At 43.3% G+C, this 20190-nt stretch carries 16 protein-coding genes, 4 tRNA genes and 1 pseudogene; 4 read left to right on the top strand and 17 right to left on the bottom strand.

Annotation, left to right across the window (positions count from 1 at the left end; genetic code table 11):
* Window positions 1-427: 427 nt before the first annotated feature.
* The 4 genes from hemC to hemY are packed head-to-tail and all read left to right on the top strand — an operon-like array spanning window position 428 to window position 4592.
* Complete coding sequence (gene hemC / locus PSF42_RS10935) at window positions 428-1372, top strand: hydroxymethylbilane synthase (protein WP_125894321.1); 945 nt, start codon at window positions 428-430, stop codon at window positions 1370-1372.
* Complete coding sequence (locus PSF42_RS10930) at window positions 1369-2124, top strand: uroporphyrinogen-III synthase (RefSeq protein WP_272680017.1); 756 nt, start codon at window positions 1369-1371, stop codon at window positions 2122-2124. Before hemC ends, PSF42_RS10930 begins: the two co-directional genes overlap by 4 nt.
* 3 nt (window positions 2125-2127) lie before the next feature.
* Window positions 2128-3396 carry a uroporphyrinogen-III C-methyltransferase gene (hemX, locus tag PSF42_RS10925; RefSeq protein ID WP_272680016.1) on the top strand — a complete coding sequence of 423 codons (1269 nt, stop codon included), beginning with the start codon at window positions 2128-2130 and terminating at the stop codon, window positions 3394-3396.
* Window positions 3397-3398: 2 nt separating this feature from the next.
* Complete coding sequence (gene hemY / locus PSF42_RS10920; RefSeq protein WP_272680015.1) at window positions 3399-4592, top strand: protoheme IX biogenesis protein HemY; 1194 nt, start codon at window positions 3399-3401, stop codon at window positions 4590-4592.
* Window positions 4593-5953: 1361 nt separating this feature from the next.
* On the opposite strand, the gene PSF42_RS10915 is transcribed toward hemY, so the two are convergent.
* From PSF42_RS10915 to PSF42_RS10835, 17 genes and pseudogenes are all read right to left on the bottom strand, one after another.
* Window positions 5954-6030, bottom strand: a tRNA-Pro gene (locus tag PSF42_RS10915).
* Between the two features lie 29 nt (window positions 6031-6059).
* Window positions 6060-6145 (bottom strand) — tRNA-Leu (locus tag PSF42_RS10910).
* Between the two features lie 15 nt (window positions 6146-6160).
* Window positions 6161-6236, bottom strand: a tRNA-His gene (locus tag PSF42_RS10905).
* Between the two features lie 79 nt (window positions 6237-6315).
* Window positions 6316-6392 (bottom strand) — tRNA-Arg (locus PSF42_RS10900).
* Window positions 6393-6559: 167 nt separating this feature from the next.
* On the bottom strand, window positions 6560-7936 hold the full coding sequence (thrP, locus tag PSF42_RS10895) for a bifunctional threonine/serine APC transporter ThrP (protein ID WP_213913401.1): 1377 nt from the start codon (window positions 7934-7936) through the stop codon (window positions 6560-6562).
* A gap of 291 nt (window positions 7937-8227) precedes the next feature.
* Window positions 8228-8995, bottom strand: a complete 768-nt coding sequence (gene wecG, locus PSF42_RS10890) for a lipopolysaccharide N-acetylmannosaminouronosyltransferase (RefSeq protein ID WP_272680014.1) — start codon at window positions 8993-8995, stop codon at window positions 8228-8230.
* Window positions 8996-9004: 9 nt separating this feature from the next.
* Window positions 9005-10360 carry an ECA oligosaccharide polymerase gene (wzyE, locus tag PSF42_RS10885; RefSeq protein ID WP_125894335.1) on the bottom strand — a complete coding sequence of 452 codons (1356 nt, stop codon included), beginning with the start codon at window positions 10358-10360 and terminating at the stop codon, window positions 9005-9007.
* A complete protein-coding gene (locus PSF42_RS10880) occupies window positions 10357-11439 on the bottom strand; it encodes a TDP-N-acetylfucosamine:lipid II N-acetylfucosaminyltransferase (protein ID WP_213913403.1) in 1083 nt (360 codons plus the stop codon). Before PSF42_RS10880 ends, wzyE begins: the two co-directional genes overlap by 4 nt.
* Window positions 11436-12686, bottom strand: a complete 1251-nt coding sequence (wzxE, locus tag PSF42_RS10875; protein ID WP_125894339.1) for a lipid III flippase WzxE — start codon at window positions 12684-12686, stop codon at window positions 11436-11438. The genes PSF42_RS10880 and wzxE overlap by 4 nt, the downstream gene beginning before the upstream one ends.
* The gene (gene rffA, locus PSF42_RS10870; protein WP_125894341.1) at window positions 12686-13816 is read right to left on the bottom strand and encodes a dTDP-4-amino-4,6-dideoxygalactose transaminase; all 1131 of its coding nucleotides are present in this window, start codon (window positions 13814-13816) and stop codon (window positions 12686-12688) included. Before rffA ends, wzxE begins: the two co-directional genes overlap by 1 nt.
* The gene (rffC, locus tag PSF42_RS10865) at window positions 13803-14543 is read right to left on the bottom strand and encodes a dTDP-4-amino-4,6-dideoxy-D-galactose acyltransferase (protein ID WP_272680013.1); all 741 of its coding nucleotides are present in this window, start codon (window positions 14541-14543) and stop codon (window positions 13803-13805) included. Before rffC ends, rffA begins: the two co-directional genes overlap by 14 nt.
* Entirely contained in the window at window positions 14521-15402 is an 882-nt protein-coding gene (gene rfbA, locus PSF42_RS10860) for a glucose-1-phosphate thymidylyltransferase RfbA (RefSeq protein ID WP_125894345.1), read from the bottom strand. Before rfbA ends, rffC begins: the two co-directional genes overlap by 23 nt.
* A gap of 8 nt (window positions 15403-15410) precedes the next feature.
* Window positions 15411-16484: a dTDP-glucose 4,6-dehydratase gene (gene rffG, locus PSF42_RS10855; RefSeq protein WP_272680012.1), complete on the bottom strand. Its 1074-nt coding sequence runs from the start codon at window positions 16482-16484 to the stop codon at window positions 15411-15413.
* Window positions 16475-17737 carry a UDP-N-acetyl-D-mannosamine dehydrogenase gene (wecC, locus tag PSF42_RS10850; protein WP_125894349.1) on the bottom strand — a complete coding sequence of 421 codons (1263 nt, stop codon included), beginning with the start codon at window positions 17735-17737 and terminating at the stop codon, window positions 16475-16477. The genes rffG and wecC overlap by 10 nt, the downstream gene beginning before the upstream one ends.
* Window positions 17734-18864: a non-hydrolyzing UDP-N-acetylglucosamine 2-epimerase gene (gene wecB / locus PSF42_RS10845; RefSeq protein ID WP_125894351.1), complete on the bottom strand. Its 1131-nt coding sequence runs from the start codon at window positions 18862-18864 to the stop codon at window positions 17734-17736. The genes wecC and wecB overlap by 4 nt, the downstream gene beginning before the upstream one ends.
* Before the next feature lie 98 nt (window positions 18865-18962).
* Entirely contained in the window at window positions 18963-20021 is a 1059-nt protein-coding gene (gene wzzE / locus PSF42_RS10840; RefSeq protein ID WP_213913408.1) for an ECA polysaccharide chain length modulation protein, read from the bottom strand.
* A gap of 29 nt (window positions 20022-20050) precedes the next feature.
* A pseudogene (locus tag PSF42_RS10835) lies at window positions 20051-20190 on the bottom strand (UDP-N-acetylglucosamine--undecaprenyl-phosphate N-acetylglucosaminephosphotransferase); the annotation flags it as partial.

Raw genomic sequence — 20190 nt, 5'->3', positions numbered from 1 at the left:
TTTTGATACAAAATGCTTTTCAACATATTGTATAAAAAGACTTTTTATTTTTTAATCTGTAAAATATCCCTTGTTTTTCAATGGAATAATTTCTTTTTACCCAGCAGTCTAGTAAAACAACAAAATAGAATGATATTAAGTACAATACGCACAGCGTCTGTGCTTACACGCTTCAACACGAATTAACAGAAAACACAGAATGTTCCACGCAAAAAATAGCACGATAAGCTAAAGAAAGGACTTAATAACGATTCTAGGTCATCTCATTTTGAATCACTTTCTTGCATCATGGTAGAAAAAGTAAATCGGCGATAAACGATCCGAAGAGGGTTTTTTCACCTAACTGGAAAAAATATCCTTAACATGTTAAAACTAATGCCAATTGTATGGTTAATCTGCGGCATTCTTCGCCAGAGAAAACAGTAAAATGACATCAACAAATATCGTGCGTATTGCTACGCGCAAAAGCCCTCTAGCCCTATGGCAAGCACACTTTGTCAAAGACAAATTAGAGCAACTTCACCCAGGTGTGCTGGTTGAACTCGTGCCTATGGTGACAAAAGGTGACATCATCCTTGATACACCTCTCGCGAAAGTTGGCGGAAAAGGGCTGTTCGTCAAAGAGCTAGAACTTGCTTTATTGGAAGGGCGCGCTGACATTGCCGTTCACTCGATGAAAGATGTCCCTGTTGAATTCCCTGAAGGCTTAGGGTTAGTCACGATTTGTGAACGCGAAGACCCTCGAGATGCCTTTGTCTCAAACCACTACGATAGTCTTGATGCATTACCAGAAGGCAGTATCGTTGGGACATCGAGTTTACGCCGTCAATGCCAATTAAGGGAACTTCGCCCTGACTTAGTCATTCGCGACTTGCGCGGCAATGTGGGAACACGCCTATCAAAATTAGATAACGGTGAATATGACGCCATTATTTTGGCCGTTGCAGGGTTAAAACGTTTGGGATTAGAAACGCGAATTAAAACCGCTCTTGCTCCTGAACAATGCTTACCTGCGGTTGGCCAAGGCGCTGTCGGCATCGAATGCCGTTTAAATGACAGTAAAACCCGCGAGTTACTTGCGAAGCTAAATAATGACGCAACCTCAACTTGTGTCCTTGCGGAACGTGCGATGAATATGCGCCTTGAAGGCGGTTGCCAAGTCCCTATTGGCAGTTATGCTATTTGGCAAGATGACAAAATATGGCTGCGAGCCTTGGTGGGAGCCCCAGACGGCAGTGTTATTATTCGTGGGGATCGGCTCGTTTCTCCAAGCGAAGCTAACCAAGCAGGGGTATCCTTGGCTGAAGAATTACTTGAGCGTGGTGCAAGGGAAATTTTGGCGGATGTCTATCAAGGAAACCCGCCTGCATGAAAGTGCTTGTCACTCGCCCTGAACCTGCAGGTTCAGAGCTGATCACGGCAATCACCGCCAAAGGGGGGGAAGCCTTCTCCTCCCCTTTAATTCGCATTGGACCCGGTGCTGAATTAAATACCCTTATACCTCAACTTGATAGCCTTACTGAAAATGATTTAGTCTTTCTTTTATCTAAAAATGCAGTCGAATATGCAAATTTAACACTTGAACAAATGGCGCGTAGCTGGTCAGATAAGTTATCTTACTATGGAATTGGCCGCTCTACAGGGCAGTATTTTCAACAAGTAACAGGAAAAAGCATAAGTTGGGCTGAACAAGGTGAAACCAGTGAAGTACTACTAACACACCCTGAACTTCAATTTCTCGAAGGGAAAAACGCTCTATTATTACGAGGAAATGGCGGACGAGAGCTTCTCGCATCAACATTAAGGGCCAGGGGCGCAAAAGTCAGCTATTGTGAATGTTATACAAGGCATCCCGTTTACTATGATAGAGCCCAGTTCAATCAGCAATGGTTTCAAACGGGTATTACAGATGTTGTGATCACAAGTGGTCAAATGTTAGCCTTGTTAGACGAATTAATCACTGAAGAATACCAAACTTGGTGGTTTTCCCGCCGCCTACTTGTCGTCAGTGAACGGATTGCAGACCAAGCCCGCAGAGGCGGATGGCAAAAGGTCTGTATAGCTAATAGCGCAGATAATAATGCTTTATTAGAAGCATTAATTTCAATCGATATGGGATGCTAATTTATGACGGAACACGATAAAACAACCGAGACGGTTACCCCAGAAGCTGGCGCAGAGCAACAGCGCCCAAAAACTAAACCTTCTTCGGAACAAAAACGTTCTGGTCTGGTAGGCGGTGTAATTGCTATTGCTATTATCATCGCGATTGGTGGCGGATTATACTATTTCACCCAACAAAGCACTGCCACTTTAGTAAATGAAAACAATGAATTAAAGCAAAGGCTGAGTGATTTAGTCGAACAACAAAACTCCGACAGGCAACGGTTAGACGCATTAGTTGCGTCCAATGCTGAAATAAAAAGCCATTCTCGTGAATATGAAGAGAACCTCAACCGCCGCATGCAAGAGTTGCAAGCACACGTCACAGCATTATCCAGCGCTGATGTGAAAAGTTGGCTATTAGCCCAAGCTGACTTTATGGTCAAAATGGCAGGAAGAAAGCTGTGGAATGACCGTGACCCAGTGACCGCAGCCGTTCTGTTAAAAAGTGCAGACTCAAGTCTGGCAGAAATGAATGACCCGAGCCTACTCGACATTCGTAAATCGATTAACAGTGATATGGCTAAATTAGCTGCAATCAACCAAGTTGACTATGACGGTATTATCTTACGTTTAAACCAGCTAAGTAATGAAGTCGATAATTTACGGTTAGCGGATTTAAACAGTGGCGACGCGAAAACCGAAGATAACGCTGACGTTAGCAATGATATCTCTGATTGGAAACAAAACTTGACTCGTAGCTGGAAAAGTTTCGCCAATGACTTTGTTACAGTTCGAGCTCGTGATGGCTCAGAAGCCCCGCTCCTAGCCCCAAATCAAGATATTTACCTACGTGAAAACATTCGTTCTCAATTATTAATCGCAGCACAAGCGGTACCCCGTTATCAAGAAGCCACTTACAAGCAGTCATTAGAACAAGCTTCGACATGGGTAAGAGCCTATTTTGATACTGAAGCGCCTGAAACTAAAGCTTTCTTATCAACTATTGATGACTTAATCAATCAGCCGATTGACATTGATATGCCTGACACCTTAGAAAGCCAAGAGAAGCTAGAAAAAGTCATGCAAACACGGGTTCGTAGCTTACTCTCTCAGTCGTCAGACAACACAAAAGTTAGCGATGGTGCTGTTGATGCCGCTGCAGATGCGCCTAAAGCGTCAACAGAGGCTGCGCCCGATGCTGCTGTTCCTGCCACGGATACGCAAAAAGCAGAGTCAGCTGACAATTCGCACCCTTTTGAATCAGCAGAGCCTGCTGGCAATAGGGGGTAATTATGATAAAAGTCCTGATCCTATTTATAGTACTTATTGCCGGGGTGATCTTAGGCCCATTATTAGCAGGTCACCAAGGTTATGTTTTTATTCGTACTGACAATTATGACATTACGACCAGTGTAACCAGCCTCGTTTTAGGCTTTATCTTGCTCCAATTTGTGCTGTTGTTCCTCGGTTGGTGTTATCGCCGCTTTATTAGTACAACATCGCGTACTCGAGGTTGGGTAAGTGGCCGTAAATACCACAAAGCACATACTCAAACACAAAAAGCGCTATTGAAATTAGCAGAAGGTGATTTCGAACAGGTTGAAAAGTTAATGAGCAAACATGCTGATTTCTCTCAACAACCCGTGATTAACTACCTAATGGCAGCTGAAGCCGCTCAACAACGTGGTGATGAATATCGCACTCACCAGTACTTAGATAGAGCCGCAGAAGCTGCGGGAAGTGATCAACTTCCTGTTGATATCAGCCGTGTCCGTATTCAATTAGCGGAAGGGGAAGTCCACGCTGCTCGTAATGGCATCGATAAACTTCTCGACAAAGCTCCAAGGCACCCTGAAGTCTTACGTCTTGCGGAACAAGCTTACTTACGTTCAGGTGCTTACCAGTCGCTGATTGAATTACTCCCGGTCATGGCCAAAGTGCAATTACACAATGAAGATGAGCTCGATGCATTGAAATTAAAGGCTTACAAAGGGCTGATGAACCAATATATGGCTGAAGGGGGTAGTGATGGACTAAAAGCTTGGTGGAAAGCACAGCCTCGTCGAGTTCGTCATGAAACCGCATTGCAAGCTTTCTTAGCAGAACATTTAATTGAATGTGGTGATATTGCAAGTGCAGAAAAAATAATTATTGATGGCTTAAAACAGCAATATGATGAACGCTTGCTTCTGTTAGTGCCAAAACTTAACAGTGAACGCCCTGAAGTTATCGAAAAAACCCTTTTACATCTGCAAAAACAAAACGGTGCCACCCCGTTACTCAACAGTACATTAGGCGTTTTGTCGCTACAACACGCGCAATGGGACAAAGCAGAAACCTACTTTAAAGCTGCTTTGGCTCAACGTTTTGATGTGCAGGATGCATCATGGTTAGCCGATGCGTTTGACAGGCAACATAAATCTAGTGATGCGGCAAAAATTCGCCAAGATGCATTAAACCATTCATTAAAACAAGAACGAAACTAATATTCTTGCTTATCCTTTTCTAAAAACTCCACACCTTTTAGTGGAGTTTTTTTATTCATAAACTTAACTGCCACTAAGTCTAGCTTCCCCAATCAAAACGCAGAAATGAATTTAAATACATTGCGTTAGTCGTATTAAATCATCGTAAAAGGAGAATATGAGGTTTATGATTGGCAACATCACAGATCAATAACGCAATGTTTAATCAATAATTTTTATTTAAGGATAAGCAAAACACATTCCGCTATGTTATAAAATAAACACATAGTGTATAAAGCTTTATATACATCTTTGCTTTGAATGAATTAGGGATATCGATATGAATGTAATTAAAACTATTTGGTGCTGGATTATTGCAACCCCAAACCGTTTACAAATATTCTTTGACCTTCTGCTGTTAGTATTATCACCTTTTGTTTTTATTATGATTATTGGTTTTAATACCGAAGATCTTAGTAAAGACATTTTCATTATTACATTCATTATCCTCTGCTATACCTATATTACTCGTTGGTTTAGTAAATGGTTTAGTAAAGGTAGAAGCTAATACCTCTCTTATTTTTAGCCTCTTAGTGATTTTCTAGGGGGCCAAGTGTTTTGTATAGACAAAAAAACACCTGCACAAGGCAGGTGTAAAATACAATCAGGTCTACAGACGGATGGTGCCTCACTCAACGTTTCGCCCGTTCGTTGATGGTAAGAGGATGAGCTCTTGATCATCTAAGTTGGACAATAGGCACCGATAATCGGCTTTGCGTCATCTCTGGGTTTATGAAGCTTCGCTGTCATAAGAAGTGAGATGAGCATCTACATATAGAATAATGCACAATGCATGCCAACTTTTTTTAAATGATATTTTTTAAGCTCACTCTTTTAACTTCTCTCTCATCCCTCCGGTTTTACGCATAATTTTTCTTCTTGGAAGTCAGCCTCTCTAACATTAAAGAATGCACGCTCTTGTTGCCCATATCTTGCTGTACTATTTTGTCGCAGTTTAGAGACACCATAAATGAGTTATTTATATTTACTTATAAATCAAAAGGTAATATGTCGCCTTTTGGCGACATCAATATAATAGATTGTATCTATTCTACGACACTAGCGAGATGACCTACTAAATTACAAATAAAAACAAGTAATTAACCATTCCCAGTCACTAATTGAAAAAAAACCTGAATATGCTCTGGATAATTCTAATTATGGCTAAAACGGCAAATGAAGATATCCCGAAGAACATACATAAGTATGTAACCTGGGTAGCTGAACGCAGCCAACAAAACATGGCTTGAAGAATGAAGAGAATATAAAAGTATAAATATAAAAAGCAAAAAACCCGTCGATTAAGACGGGTTTCTTTAAATTGGTCGGCGAGAGAGGATTCGAACCTCCGACCCACTGGTCCCAAACCAGTTGCGCTACCAAGCTGCGCTACTCGCCGAATTTTTTAGTACTCATTACATTTCTTCGTGGTGCGAAAGGGGGGACTTGAACCCCCACGTCCATAGGACACTAACACCTGAAGCTAGCGCGTCTACCAATTCCGCCACCCTCGCAATATCACAAAAAAATGGGGTGGCTAATGGGACTCGAACCCACGACAACTGGAATCACAATCCAGGGCTCTACCAACTGAGCTATAGCCACCATAACTTCACTTTTTTCAAAGCGTTGCTATATTACTACATACAACGTCATTTTGCCAACCGTAGCGAAGCGCTAAAACTGGTGCGCCCGACAGGATTCGAACCTGAGACCTCTGCCTCCGGAGGGCAGCGCTCTATCCAGCTGAGCTACGGGCGCTTAACGCCGTTGCGGGAGAGGATAGTACGGATTTATCCTCCTGCTGTCTAGTCCTTTTTGAAATAAAAATATCGATTGCTTGCCTTTTATCCATTTCGTCGAGAAAGAGAGCATATTTACTCTCTTTTTCACTGTACCGCTAATAAAAATCAGGCAAAAAACGGCGATTACACTTTTGCCTTACGGTTATTGAACAGACGAATGATAAAATAAAGCAGGGAAACGCCCCCTAAAAAGATAGCGCCCACGATTAAAGATAAGCGAGTATCAGGGTTAATCGCCATTCCAACCAAAACACAGGCTAAAAAGAGCAAGGTTGCATAGTTAACCCATGGAAAAAGAATCGATTTGAAAGGGTGTCCAATGAGTTTTTCTCTGTTTTGTTGGCGAAAACGGATTTGGCTGGTCAATAGCACTAACCAAGGCACCATTCCGGGTAACACACTCGCACTATAGACATACACAAAGACTTTCTCTGGATTCGGTATGATGTAATTCAGGCTTGACCCAGCCACTAAGCAAAGGATAGTAAAGCCCACACAACGCGCCGGTACGCCATTTTTTGTTAATTTCAATAATGAGCGAGGCAACTGTTTATTTTGCGCTAAGGCATACAACATTCGCCCACCGCTATACATCCCACTATTACACCCAGATAACGCTGCGGTTAATACCACAAAATTAATTACTGCAGCGGCTGACACAATTCCCACTTTTGCAAAGGTGAGAACAAATGGGCTACCTTGTGAACCCACTTCAGTCCACGGAAACAGCGTTACAACAATAAAGATAGCGCCCACATAAAAAATTAATATGCGCCATAAAATATTATTGATCGCCTTTCTTAACGTGACTTGCGGATTTTTCGCCTCACCCGCAGTGATCCCAACTAGCTCAACCCCTTGATAAGAGGCCACAACGATACACAAAGCAAATAAGAAGCCTTTCCAGCCCCCGGCAAAGAAACCACCATGTTCGGTAAGGTTCGCAAGCCCAATCGGCTCAAAGTTATTACCTAGACCAAAAAAAATCAGCCCTAAGCCAATTAAAATCATCACCACAATCGTGGTCACTTTGATCATGGCAAACCAGAACTCAAGCTCTCCATACAGCCGTACAGCGGCTAAGTTAGCTAATGCCACTAATACCACTGCGATAATGGCAAAAATCCATTGAGGCACATCAGGGAACCAATATTCCGCATATACACCAATGGCTGTAATCTCAGAAATACCGACGGCCACCCACATAAACCAGTAGCCCCACGCGGTGAGACATCCCCAAAATGGACTCAAATATTTATAACCAAACGAAGCAAAAGAACCCGTTACAGGTTCAAGAAATAGCATTTCCCCCATTGAGCGCATAATGAAGAAAACAAAAATTCCTGCGATGATATAAGCCAGTAAAACAGAAGGGCCCGCCCATTTTAGCGTACTGGCTGATCCCATAAATAACCCAACGCCAATAGTTCCACCGAGCGCAATAAGCTCGATATGGCGTGCTTCTAACCCACGTTGAAGCCCCTGTTGTGGATTTCCCATACATACCCCTGTCAAAATTAGAAATTAAAACTGCAGTTTTAATTGAAGCTCAGTTAATAATAATCACTGCAATTATTCGGAAAGAATCAATTAGTCGATTAAAAAAATGCCATAGCCGCAAGATTGAGCACAAACTGATGCGAACATACTTATTTTTGAGGGATTATAGAAATATTTGAAGGAAGAGACCAGCAATTCGGAACCGTAAGAACGGTAAGTCGGCCTGTTAAGCCCACTTACCGTGAGTGAAACCTAGTGAAAATAACAATAAAAATCAAATCACTAAAAAATTTATAGCTTACCACCGTAATAGTAACCTAAAAATTTCAACAATTTAAACTGACGAGTAATACGGGAAGGTTGAGATAATAAGCGATATAACCATTCCAGCCCTAAGTTTTGCCAAACTTTCGGTGCGCGCTTAACATGCCCTGTAAACACATCATAGGTCCCTCCAACGCCCATATATAAGGCATCTGGGTACACACTTCTGCAATCCCGCATAAAAATTTCTTGTTTCGGGGAGCCCATTGCAACTGTCACAATTTTGGCCCCACTTGCCCGAATACGTTCGAACAAGGCATTTCGATCTTCAGCCGTAAAATAGCCGTTTTGCGAACCTACAATGTTCACATTCCACTGGGAACGTAGCTTGTTTTCTGTTTGTTCTAGGATCTCTGGTTTGCCGCCAACTAAGAAAACAGGCGTCCCTTCTTTACCCGCCCTTTCCATTAACCCTTCCCATAAGTCAGCACCAGCCACACGGGAAACTTCTGCTTGTGGGTATTTACGACGAATAGCACGGACAATACTAATTCCGTCAGCGTATAAGTATTCGGCTTGGCCTAATAACGTATTTAAAGCGGTATCTTGTTCAGCGATCATCACTTTTTCTGCATTAATCGCAACAAGTGTTCCCGTTTTCGTTTCCCCACCCGCAAAAAGGTAGTCTAAGAAATGGGCCATATTTTTGAAGCCCCAAATATTATGACCACGAATACGATATTGTGGAACAGATGACTGTGTAACGGATGAAGACTGAGTTGATGACGATTCCATGATACTCCTTTAGCGGCTTTCACGCTGTTGGCTTCTAAAAAAAGAAGCTGTTTTTATGCGAATAAGCCCCGCACTTTCAAATAACCAATACAGTAATTTTGCTAACACCAGACACAGTCCGAATATTAAGCAGAAGAAAACCACCCGTGAGACGAAAGAATCTACGCCTTCACGCGCTAAAACAATAATGTTGAAAATGGCGCCAAAACAAAATGCCTGCATAATGGCTGCTTTATAGCGATTCGGTTCTTTCAGGCTCATGCCATAGATCCAATCAAACCATTTGATGATAAGCCCCACAACGATGGCGCCGAGTGGTATAAAAATCACTCCGCCCATCACTACCAATGAACCAATTAGTGTTGGCGAAATTGCCAGTCCTGAATGGTTGTTGAGTACTTCCCACGTAAAATAATTGGCAGAGTTCAATACCGTATCTGGACGTTCAGGCCAAACCCAAGAAGGAATGAAAACATAAAAGTCACGGATAATTGGCGCTAGGCCTTGAAAATCCATCTCATCGTAATGACTCAGCAGCAATGCTAAGTTTTCCCACGGGGAGAATGTGTCCCGCGTTAAGTACAAGAAAGTGTAATACGCTTCGGCACCGCTAACATCTAGCCCATAGCGTTTTAAGGCTAACCAGAACATCCCTACAATACTGGCGACCCCAGCCGCGGCTAACATCCACAGCGTAATCCAACCTCTGACAATCCCAATAAATAAGAACAGCGCGAAGGCAATAATGATGTTCGCTCTTGTTCCCCCGACGATAACATAGGTTAAGAAACCAAATGCGACGGTACTAACAAGGAAGAAAATCCAGCGTTTCTGTGTTGGCCGCAAGAAATAAACAATCAACATTGCAGGAATGAAGAAATAGAAAAAGCGTTTTAATGCCACGCCAGAAACTTGGCTGGAAAAAATTTGGCTATAGGATTTTAACTTGAACAGTAAAAAACCGTTCTGCATGAAAAAGATACCCACTGTCACAACAGCAATCAGTATCAATAACAGACAGGTTAGATTCGTTTCCACTTTGTTCATGCTAAACAACGCACGTCGTGGTGCATCCGGTTGCCTAGACAGCCGTGTTTTATAGGCGACATAATAAATCGCATAAAAACTGGTTGCCGCTAGCTGCGCATAGAGTAAGTAATCCGCCTTCACAACCGCAACATCAAATTGAAACACTAACGCACAGGTTAATGGGAAACCAAAGTAAAACGTCAATAAATACAGCATTGAAAAGAAAATATTGAAGTTAAACCGAGCACGTAAAAATTCTTTGTATAGCAAAGTACCAATAAAAATAATTGATATCAGGTAGACCAGTGCTAAGCCGCCTAATTCCGTCAGCGTCATGCTCGCTCCTCCAGGGCTCTGAGAACGGTTTTCCAGCCCTCAGTAAAGTTAGGAGCAAAAAATTCAATATGGTGTTTATCTAATAAACTCATTTGGCGCTGAGCTTCGTCCACCAGCGGTATCGTCAGGTTGTCACCATAGAAAAACACAGGGACATTTTGAGCGGTTAAATCCTGCCAGAACGTATTTTGACGGCTGATGACAAACGGAATACCAAATTGGATCAGCAAACAAACCGTCCCCACCCCTTGCTGGCGATTAAAAATAAAATAACCAAGATCACAGGATTTGAGCAGATTAAGGTACTCGCTAAACTCCATGCGCTCTTTCAGAATTTCCACTTGCCCTGAAGTAAATTCACTATTTGCAGCCTGTTCGACTTGTTCAATATAGCCTTGGTTATTTGCAGGATAGCCCATTGGGACAATCACCTTAACCTCATCACCGAATTGCTGTTTAATCGCACTCAGCGCCTCTACATGACGATTAGAACGGTCACCTGAGTTACCCAGCAGAATCGTCAGTTGAGAGCCTTCACGCGCTTTGGGCTCGCTTATTGTCAATGCGGGGTCCATTCGTGTTGGAAAATACAACACGGAGGCAGGCACTTTAGGGTTCGACTGGTGGAAATAGCACAAATCCCCGCGTGTAGCACACACGTGCCCAACCTTCTTCTGAGCCAAACGACGTAAAATATAAAATAATTTAAATTTTAATGAGCTAGACTCCTCATAGAGGTCAGCTCCCCATATATGCCACCAAAACTGATGGGATTTGATTTGGCCAAATAGCAGCGCTAACCAAATAGGCGCATTAAATTGCCCATGAAAGAAAAAACGAGTACGCCGATCTGCCTTGGCGCGTTGTATGACGCTATTAGCAATAGCCTGTTTATTCGCAAAAACATCTATTTTTAGCTGAGGATAAGCGTCAGCAAGCTGCACATCGTCGCTTACGACCATAAAATGCGGTGTTGATGATGGCGCCATCTCTCGGTAGATTACGTCATTAAAAAACGTCAGTACCGTCTGATTGTGGTGTGGGAGGTTCGATCCCAGTACATGTATTAAGGTTGTCATGCTCGCCTACGGTAAATCAAAAATACGCAACAACATAAAGTGAAATAGACAATATAAGTGGCCATATAAGCCTGAGTTGCACCTACTGCGCCATGTTCAGGGATTAGCCAATGGGCAAAGCCCGTTAATAATATAAACTGACTAACTTCAGTGAGGACATAAAAACGCAATGCGGCTTTGGCAATAACCAAGTAACCAAATACGTAAGCCCCCACTTTCAATACATCACCGACCAGTTGCCATGCAAACAGGTCTCTCATCCCTGTAAATTCTGTTGAGAACAGCAACCAAATCGCAAAATCACGTAATAACCAAACCGTAAAACTGACAACCGCTACGGCTGGTAAAACGAATTTCAATGCTTTAACAATCTCTGCTGTGATTTCATTTTTATGCTGCAAACGCGATAACGTCGGCAACAAATACACTGAAAATGTCGCGGTAATAAACTGCAAATAGGCATCTGAAATGGTGGTCACACCGGTCCATAGCCCCACTTCATCCCAACTATAGGTTTGGGCGAGCAGGTTTCGCATCATGATATAAGCGACTGGCAACGTAACTGCGGTTAGCATCGCCATGACGGTGAACTTGCCTAAATTAGTCGCAATTGCTTTGTCCCATGCGGGTTTCAATGATGACAACGCAAATTGCTTACGTTTAATTATCATCCCTGCCGCAGGCAGTACCACGAGTGCTGGCACTAATGCCAATCCTGCGAGTGCGCCTTCATACCCGCCAACTAGATAGCATAAATAATAAGCAACCACGCCAATTATGCTACCCCAAATAATGGCCAATGCATTACCTGAAGCGTCTCGATACCCTTTTAAGATAGCTAAGAAATAGTTGGCGTAACCGATCCCCATTTGGATCAAAGCAACCATTTGAATAACTGAGCTATATTTCACGCTATCAAATAGCGCCTCACTAATGACCGGGCTACACAGTAAAAAGATAATTGCTAATAAGGTCGAAAACCCAAGGATAATCGTCGATGAGGTCCCCAACACTGCACGCAATTTCAGTGGGTCTTGGTGGTGCTCTGCGACATATTTGGTGACACCATTAAAAATCCCTGCGCCCGATAATACTCCGAGTACCGTAATCAATTGGCGGAAATTACCCGCCAGCCCCACACCGCTGGGGCCAAATGAGACTGCAAATAACTTAACGATTAACAGGCCTACCCCGATTTTAATCAGGGTAGACCCAGCAGTCCAAACCGATGCTTTAGCTAATGACATTAGGCAAAGAACGCTTTGATTCGCTCAATGACTGTCTGCTGCTCGTCATCAGTCATGTTGTAGAACATCGGTAAACGCACTAAGCGGTCACTTTCTGATGTCGTATACTTATCTTCGCCATGGAAGCGACCAAACTCGATACCGGCAGGGCTTGTGTGCAATGCAACATAGTGGAATACCGTCAAAATACCATGGGATTTCATATAATCATTGAACTCGGTACGCTCGTCGATATCTTTAAGTTTGATATAGAACATATGGGCATTGTGTTTTAAGCCATCTGGCACCGTCGCTAAGACTAAACGTCCCGCATCAACCAATGGCTGCAACGCTTCATCATAACGTTTCCATAATAGTAAACGGCGATCATTAATTTTGTCGGCTTCTTCTAACTGCGCCCATAAATAAGCGGCTTGTAAATCAGACAATAAGTAGCTTGAGCCGATGTCACGCCATGTGTATTTATCCACTTGGCCGCGGAAAAATTGGCTACGATTCGTCCCTTTTTCACGGATCACTTCGGCACGGCTAATCAAGTCTTTATCATTGATAAGCGTTGCTCCACCTTCACCGCCTGAAGAGTAGTTTTTCGTTTCATGGAAGCTATAACAACCGATGTGGCCGATAGTGCCCAGTGCTTTGCCTTTATAGGTCGACATCACACCTTGTGCCGCGTCTTCAATCACAAATAAATTGTGTTTTTTCGCGATATCCATAATGGTGTCCATCTCACAAGCAACACCTGCATAGTGGACAGGAACGATAGCGCGCGTACGTTCAGTGATTGCGGCTTCAATTTTAGTTTCATCAATATTCATGGTATCAGGGCGGATATCAACGAATACGATTTTTGCGCCACGTAACACGAATGCGTTAGAGGTTGATACAAAAGTAAAACTTGGCATGATGATCTCATCACCCGGCTTGGTATCAATCAGGATCGCCGCCATTTCTAATGAAGCTGTACAAGATGGCGTTAACTGCACTTTCGGGCAATTAAACCGTTTTTCCATCCATTCTTCACAACGTTTCGTGAAGCCACCGTCACCACACAGTTTGCCACTTTCCATGGCTTGTCTCATATACTCTAATTCAGTACCTACAACGGGTGGTTTATTAAATGGAATCATGTTGTCCCCTGTATAACCAATAGGCGGTACTGGCAATTGCTGCACCGCTACGTGAATAAAGATTTAATGCCGCAACATTACTGATTTGCGTGGCCACATTTAACTGTCTTTTTTGGTGTTCCACACACCAATTAAATGCTGCTGACATCAACTTACGCCCCACACCTTGCCCTTTCGCTTCTGGCATTTTCGCGAGTAGGCCAACCCGTGCAGTTTCTGCATCAAGGTGCCGCAAACTCACAAAGCCCAATATCGCACCAGACGCATCTTTAACCAGTAAACAAGTGTGGTCAAACGTACCCAGAACTGATTTTTCTATCCACAACGCATAAAACTGACCGCTATCACCATCACGGTACCAAGGTGCTCTAAAGCGGCTTTTGCTAAAGACAGACTCAGCGGCTTGTCGCAGCGCAGGGATATCACCCACTTGTGCAGCAACAACGTGATCTTCCGCTGTTAAACCCGCTTTTAAATAAGCATTTTCTGTGCCAATAGTCAGCGCGAAATCGATTTCACCTTCAACAAATGAAAACCCCATACCGGCTAAATCGTCAATCAACTGCGTTTCAGACGCAGCGACTTTTGCTTGCACGATATCGTATTCATTTATTTGATAAGCAAGGAGGGTTTCGAGATTATCCCCCGTAAAATTCAACTTTGCCGTTGAGCGATGAAAAAATTCGCTCTCCCATGGCAAGCTCTCAATACTGGCGCGGACGGACACGTAATAAATCCTCTAAGTATTGCCCATAACCTGTTTTTTTCAGCTGTTGTGCTGAAAAAGCGACTTGTTCATCTGTCAGCCAGCCGTTACGCCACGCAATTTCTTCCAAACAAGCAACTTTGAAACCTTGACGTTTTTCAACCGTTTGCACAAAGGTACCCGCCTCAATGAGGCTATCGTGGGTGCCTGTATCTAACCAAGCAAAGCCTCGACCGAGCAATTCAACATTTAGTTCGCCACGTTCTAAGTACATTTGGTTAATCGATGTAATCTCTAACTCACCACGTTCAGAAGGTTTAACTTGTTTTGCAAATTCAACCACTTGTGAATCGTAGAAATACAGCCCTGTCACCGCCCAATTCGATTTAGGTTTAACCGGTTTTTCTTCAATCGACAGTGCTTTAAAATTATCGTCAAATTCCACGACCCCAAAACGCTCAGGATCCATCACTTGGTAACCAAAAACGGTTGCGCCATTGACTCGTTCAGCAACAGATTTCAATTTTGGGCTAAATGAATGACCGAAAAAGATATTGTCGCCCAAGACTAAACAGCAAGAATCACCATTGATGAACTCTTCACCAATGATAAACGCCTGCGCAAGGCCATCTGGTGATGGCTGCTCTGCGTAGCTCAGCTCAATCCCGAACTCGTGGCCATCCCCTAATAAACGCTTAAACATCGGCAAATCGTCAGGGGTAGAGATAATTAAAATCTCACGGACTCCCGCTAGCATCAGAACGGAAAGCGGGTAGTAAATCATTGGCTTATCGTAGATTGGTAATAACTGTTTAGAAATACCACGAGTAATAGGGTGCAAACGCGTCCCCGACCCTCCAGCTAATATAATACCTTTCATACTGTCACCTAATTTCCTAGACCTAAACGTTCGCCCGCATAGGAACCGTCCTGTACGCGGCGCCACCACGTTTCATTGTTCAAATACCACAGCACTGTTTTGCGGATACCTGATTCGAAGGTTTCTTGTGGCGTCCACCCCAATTCGCGCTCAATCTTCGCGGCATCAATGGCATAACGCATATCATGCCCCGGCCGGTCTTTCACATATGTGATTAAATCACGGTAGTGCGCCACACCTTGTGGCTTCTGCGGGTGCAGCTCTTCAAGCAGATCACAAATCGTTTCTACAACGTCAATATTACGGCGCTCATTATGGCCACCAATATTATAGGTGGTGCCAGGTTGCGCGGTTGTCGCAACTAAATGCAGTGCGCGTGCATGGTCTTCAACAAACAGCCAGTCACGAATTTGCTCACCTTTCCCATAAACAGGCAGAGGCTTACCGGCTAAGGCGTTCAAAATAATTAAAGGGATCAATTTCTCAGGAAAATGATACGGCCCATAGTTATTTGAACAATTAGTGACCATCGTTGGCAGGCCATAGGTTCTTTGCCATGCACGAACTAAATGGTCACTCGATGCCTTCGAGGCTGAATAAGGGCTACTTGGTGCATAAGGCGTGGTTTCTGTGAAGAAACCATCTGGCCCCTCTAGGTCACCATACACTTCATCTGTTGAGATATGGTGAAAACGGAAAGCCGCTTTTTTCTCATCATTCAGTGCAGACCAGTAATGACGTGCCGCTTCTAACAGTGTGTAAGTGCCCACAATATTAGTTTCGATAAATGCCGCAGGGCCATCAATTGAACGGTCAACATGGCTTTCTGCCGCTAAATGCATCACGACATCGGGTTGATATTGTTCAAAAACAGCATCTAATGCAGCTCTATCACAAATATTCACCTGCTCAAAAGCATAGCGCTGGTCACTCGCAACCATTGTGAGGGACTCTAAATTACCTGCATAAGTCAAGCAATCCACCACAACCGCACTGTCATCCGTGTTCTCAATAATATGACGAACAACTGCGGAGCCGATAAAACCAGCGCCTCCAGTGATTAAAATGCGTTTCAACGCCATACTCCTTTTGTATCCACAACCCATTTTTGTGGGATTGTAGAACCTTGGATACCTTTGAACACATTGTGGTCAACTAACATTAAGATCACATCCGCTTCATTAACGGCTTGTTCAATCGAAACCAGCTCAGAAATACCTTTTAAAGAGGTCGGTAATTCATGGATGTGTGGTTCAACCGCATACGTTTTACCTGGGTTCCAGTTCGCCACCATTTTGGTGATGTGCATTGCTGGGCTTTCACGTAAATCATCAATATTCGGTTTAAATGACAGGCCGAAACAGGCAATTGTCACTTCACTGGCTTTTTTACCTGTTTCCACTAAGCAATCAGCGACCGCCGCTTTTACTTGGTCAACAACCCAAATAGGTTTGCCATCATTGACTAAACGCGCGGTATGAATGAGGCGTGATTGTTTCGGGTTTTGTGCAACGATAAACCATGGGTCAACCGCGATGCAGTGCCCACCAACACCCGGACCGGGTTGCAAGATGTTAACGCGTGGGTGGCGGTTCGCAAGGCTGATCAGTTCCCACACATTGATATCTTGTTCCGCACAAATTAATGATAATTCATTCGCAAAAGCAATATTCACATCACGGAAGCTATTTTCCGTTAACTTACACATTTCTGCGGTTCTTGAGTTAGTAATTACACACTCACCTTCAAGGAAAATATTGTATAGCTCACTTGCGCGCAGAGAAGATTTTGGCGTCATACCACCAACAACACGGTCATTTTTAATTAATTCGACCATCACTTGGCCCGGTAACACACGCTCAGGGCAGTATGCCACATCGATATCTGCATCTTCCCCTGCTTGGTGGGGGAAAGTTAAATCAGGGCGAGCAGCTGCCATCCACTCTGCCATTTGCTCTGTTGTGCCTACTGGCGACGTCGACTCAAGGATGACTAAATCCCCTTTCTTCAACACCGGAGCAACAGACTCAGCTGCAGCACGTACATACGCGAGGTCAGGTTCGTGCTCACCTTTAAATGGGGTAGGCACAGCAATCAGATAAGCATCTGCAGGTTGCGGCTTAGTAAAGGCTTTCAGATGGCCTTCTTCAACCGCCTTTTTGACCACGATATCCAGTTCTGGCTCTACAATGTGGATTTTACCTTGGTTAATAGTATCAACGGCATGTTGGTTAACATCGACACCAACCACTTGTTTTTGACGTGATGCAAAGGCGGCTGCTGTTGGTAAACCAATATAACCAAGGCCAATAACAGAAATAGTTTCAAAACTCATAATTTCACCTGATTACTTTTCAATGCTGCAAGAATACGCTGACATGCATGACCATCCCCATAAGGGTTATGTGCGCGGCTCATTTCGTGATACTCCGCGTCATCTGTCAGTAACCGATTAACTTCTTTCACAATTTTTTGTGTATCTGTTCCCACAAGACGAACTGTTCCTGCATCAACCGCTTCTGGTCGTTCTGTCGTATCTCTCATCACCAAAACAGGCTTACCGAGAGAAGGCGCTTCCTCTTGAATACCGCCAGAATCTGTTAAAATCAAATAAGCATGGTTCATTAAATAAACAAACGGCAGGTAGTCTTGGGGACTAATTAAAATAATATTATCAATATCATGCAGTATACGTTTAACAGGCTCACTCACATTTGGATTTAAGTGAACAGGGTAAACAACTTGCACATCTGGATGTGCTTGTGCAATTTCTGCTAGCGCATGACAAATACGTTCAAAACCGCCACCAAAACTTTCACGGCGATGACCTGTGACTAAAATCATTTTTTTATTGGGGTCGATAAACGGATAATTTGCAGCCAGTTTTTCCATCATATGCTGGTCGCTCATAACTTTATCACGTACCCACAATAGCGCATCAATGACACTATTCCCGGTGACAAAAATATGGCTATCAGGAATAGACTCTTTTAACAGATTTTGGCGTGAATTTTCGGTTGGGGCGAAATGATACATCGCTAAATGCCCAGCAATCTTACGGTTTGCTTCCTCAGGCCATGGGGAATACAGGTCTCCTGTACGTAACCCAGCTTCCACGTGCCCTACAGGTATACGATGGTAAAATGCCGCAAGGCTAGTTGCCATCGTCGTTGCTGTGTCGCCATGAACAAGAACAACATCCGGTTGAAAATCAGCAAAAACGCTTTTCAACCCTTCAAGAATACGACATGTGATATCCGTTAAATCTTGCCCTGGCTTCATAATATTGAGATCGTAATCTGGAATGATCTCAAACAGTTTCAGTACTTGATCTAGCATTTCACGATGCTGTGCTGTAACACAAACTTTAGCTTCAAAATCTGCATCTTCAGCTAATGCATGAACCAGTGGTGCCATTTTAATGGCTTCAGGTCGTGTGCCGAATACAGTCAATACTTTCACAGTGACTCTCTTATATTTATCTTTCGCAGTGAGCTGCTTTGTATAATCTTAATAACTTTATATGCCACTGGTAAATTCACCAGTGGCTTATCCCAAAATCAAGATGGGCGGCGGCGAGCAAGTACCACACCGGCACCTACTAACATTCCTATGGCTCCCCATAGAACCATCATAAAGGCTCGACGAGGACTATCGCGTTTAACGGGCTCTTCAGGCGTTCGTAAATAGCGATATGCTTGAAAATTATCTTGGAGGGTAGGCCCGACGCTCAATGTTGATAACATGGCAATATTTTGATCGTAATCACTGTCGTGATCGGGCCCAGTTGCTTTCAATGTTTCAATCTGTGCTTGTAATAAAGGAGCACCTAACATAAACATTTTAGAATCTGGAATTTCATCCACAGGCGTTGCACTTTGATTACGTACAATACCTTGTTTTTCAGCAACTTTTAGTGCTTGTTCTAAAGCATTCAAACGTCGTTCATAAGCAGCTTTTGCCACCATATCTTCACGTTTAACCAATGCCTTCATGGATTGCATTTTCGTTGCCCATGTACCTTTAATTTCATCATTGAGATTAGCTGTGGCACGTTGGTTAGCGAACTGAATATATTGACGTAGTAACTGGTTCGCATCTGCGGAAGTTTCCGCTACTAACTTAATGCTATCTGTTAAATTTTTGACTTCATCTGCTGGCGTAAACTCAATATCATTGATGAGCTCATCCAATAATGCGGCATCTGCTTTAGGGTCATTCTCTAAACGCTGCTTATAGTAATCCGTATTTAGCCAAAACTGACGACGCGTATCATAAGAGCCGAGCTGCTTTGTGAATTCTTGATAAGCTTCTTTTGCGATTGTTGGTAATTGCCCTTCTTGCCCCGTAGTATTAATACGGGAATCGAGGTTGCGCAGAAATTGTTGCTGAGAATAATAACTTCCCAGATTATTGACGGTTGGTAAATCCGTAATTGCTGTCGCACTCCACTTTGGCTGCATAAAATAGGACGCTCCCAAAGCAATTGCTGCAAAAATAACAGCAAATGCAACGATCCAAATTTTACCTTGCCACAGTGAGCGACATAAACCACGGATATCCAATTCCGGCTCTATTGGCGATTGATACTGACTCGGTTGTGTTTCTGAGTTATTCACTGCACAGAACCTCTATTTTCGTTTTGTCGTTACCGTACTGCTCCTCTGCGTGCTCTACGTCTTACTCGTTTAATAAAACGGGCGACTTTCCAAGCTCGTTTGATGCAGTAACCATACATCATAAATACAAGCAAAAATAATGCCAACATTACCCATTCAGGTACAAATG

The sequence above is a fragment of the Providencia sp. PROV032 genome (assembly GCF_028484875.1).
Classification (GTDB): Bacteria; Pseudomonadota; Gammaproteobacteria; order Enterobacterales; family Enterobacteriaceae; genus Providencia; species Providencia rettgeri_E.
The sequence above is the reverse complement of the archived record's forward strand: the minus strand, read 5'-3'. Positions and strand labels throughout refer to the sequence as shown.

Coding starts and splice junctions, on each gene's coding strand:
- hemC (WP_125894321.1), top strand. CDS start 428: ATGACATCAACAAATATCGTGCGTATTGCTACGCGCAAAAGCCCTCTA.
- PSF42_RS10930 (WP_272680017.1), top strand. CDS start 1,369: ATGAAAGTGCTTGTCACTCGCCCTGAACCTGCAGGTTCAGAGCTGATC.
- hemX (WP_272680016.1), top strand. CDS start 2,128: ATGACGGAACACGATAAAACAACCGAGACGGTTACCCCAGAAGCTGGC.
- hemY (WP_272680015.1), top strand. CDS start 3,399: ATGATAAAAGTCCTGATCCTATTTATAGTACTTATTGCCGGGGTGATC.
- thrP (WP_213913401.1), bottom strand. CDS start 7,936: ATGGGAAATCCACAACAGGGGCTTCAACGTGGGTTAGAAGCACGCCAT.
- wecG (WP_272680014.1), bottom strand. CDS start 8,995: ATGGAATCGTCATCAACTCAGTCTTCATCCGTTACACAGTCATCTGTT.
- wzyE (WP_125894335.1), bottom strand. CDS start 10,360: ATGACGCTGACGGAATTAGGCGGCTTAGCACTGGTCTACCTGATATCA.
- PSF42_RS10880 (WP_213913403.1), bottom strand. CDS start 11,439: ATGACAACCTTAATACATGTACTGGGATCGAACCTCCCACACCACAAT.
- wzxE (WP_125894339.1), bottom strand. CDS start 12,686: ATGTCATTAGCTAAAGCATCGGTTTGGACTGCTGGGTCTACCCTGATT.
- rffA (WP_125894341.1), bottom strand. CDS start 13,816: ATGATTCCATTTAATAAACCACCCGTTGTAGGTACTGAATTAGAGTAT.
- rfbA (WP_125894345.1), bottom strand. CDS start 15,402: ATGAAAGGTATTATATTAGCTGGAGGGTCGGGGACGCGTTTGCACCCT.
- rffG (WP_272680012.1), bottom strand. CDS start 16,484: ATGGCGTTGAAACGCATTTTAATCACTGGAGGCGCTGGTTTTATCGGC.
- wecC (WP_125894349.1), bottom strand. CDS start 17,737: ATGAGTTTTGAAACTATTTCTGTTATTGGCCTTGGTTATATTGGTTTA.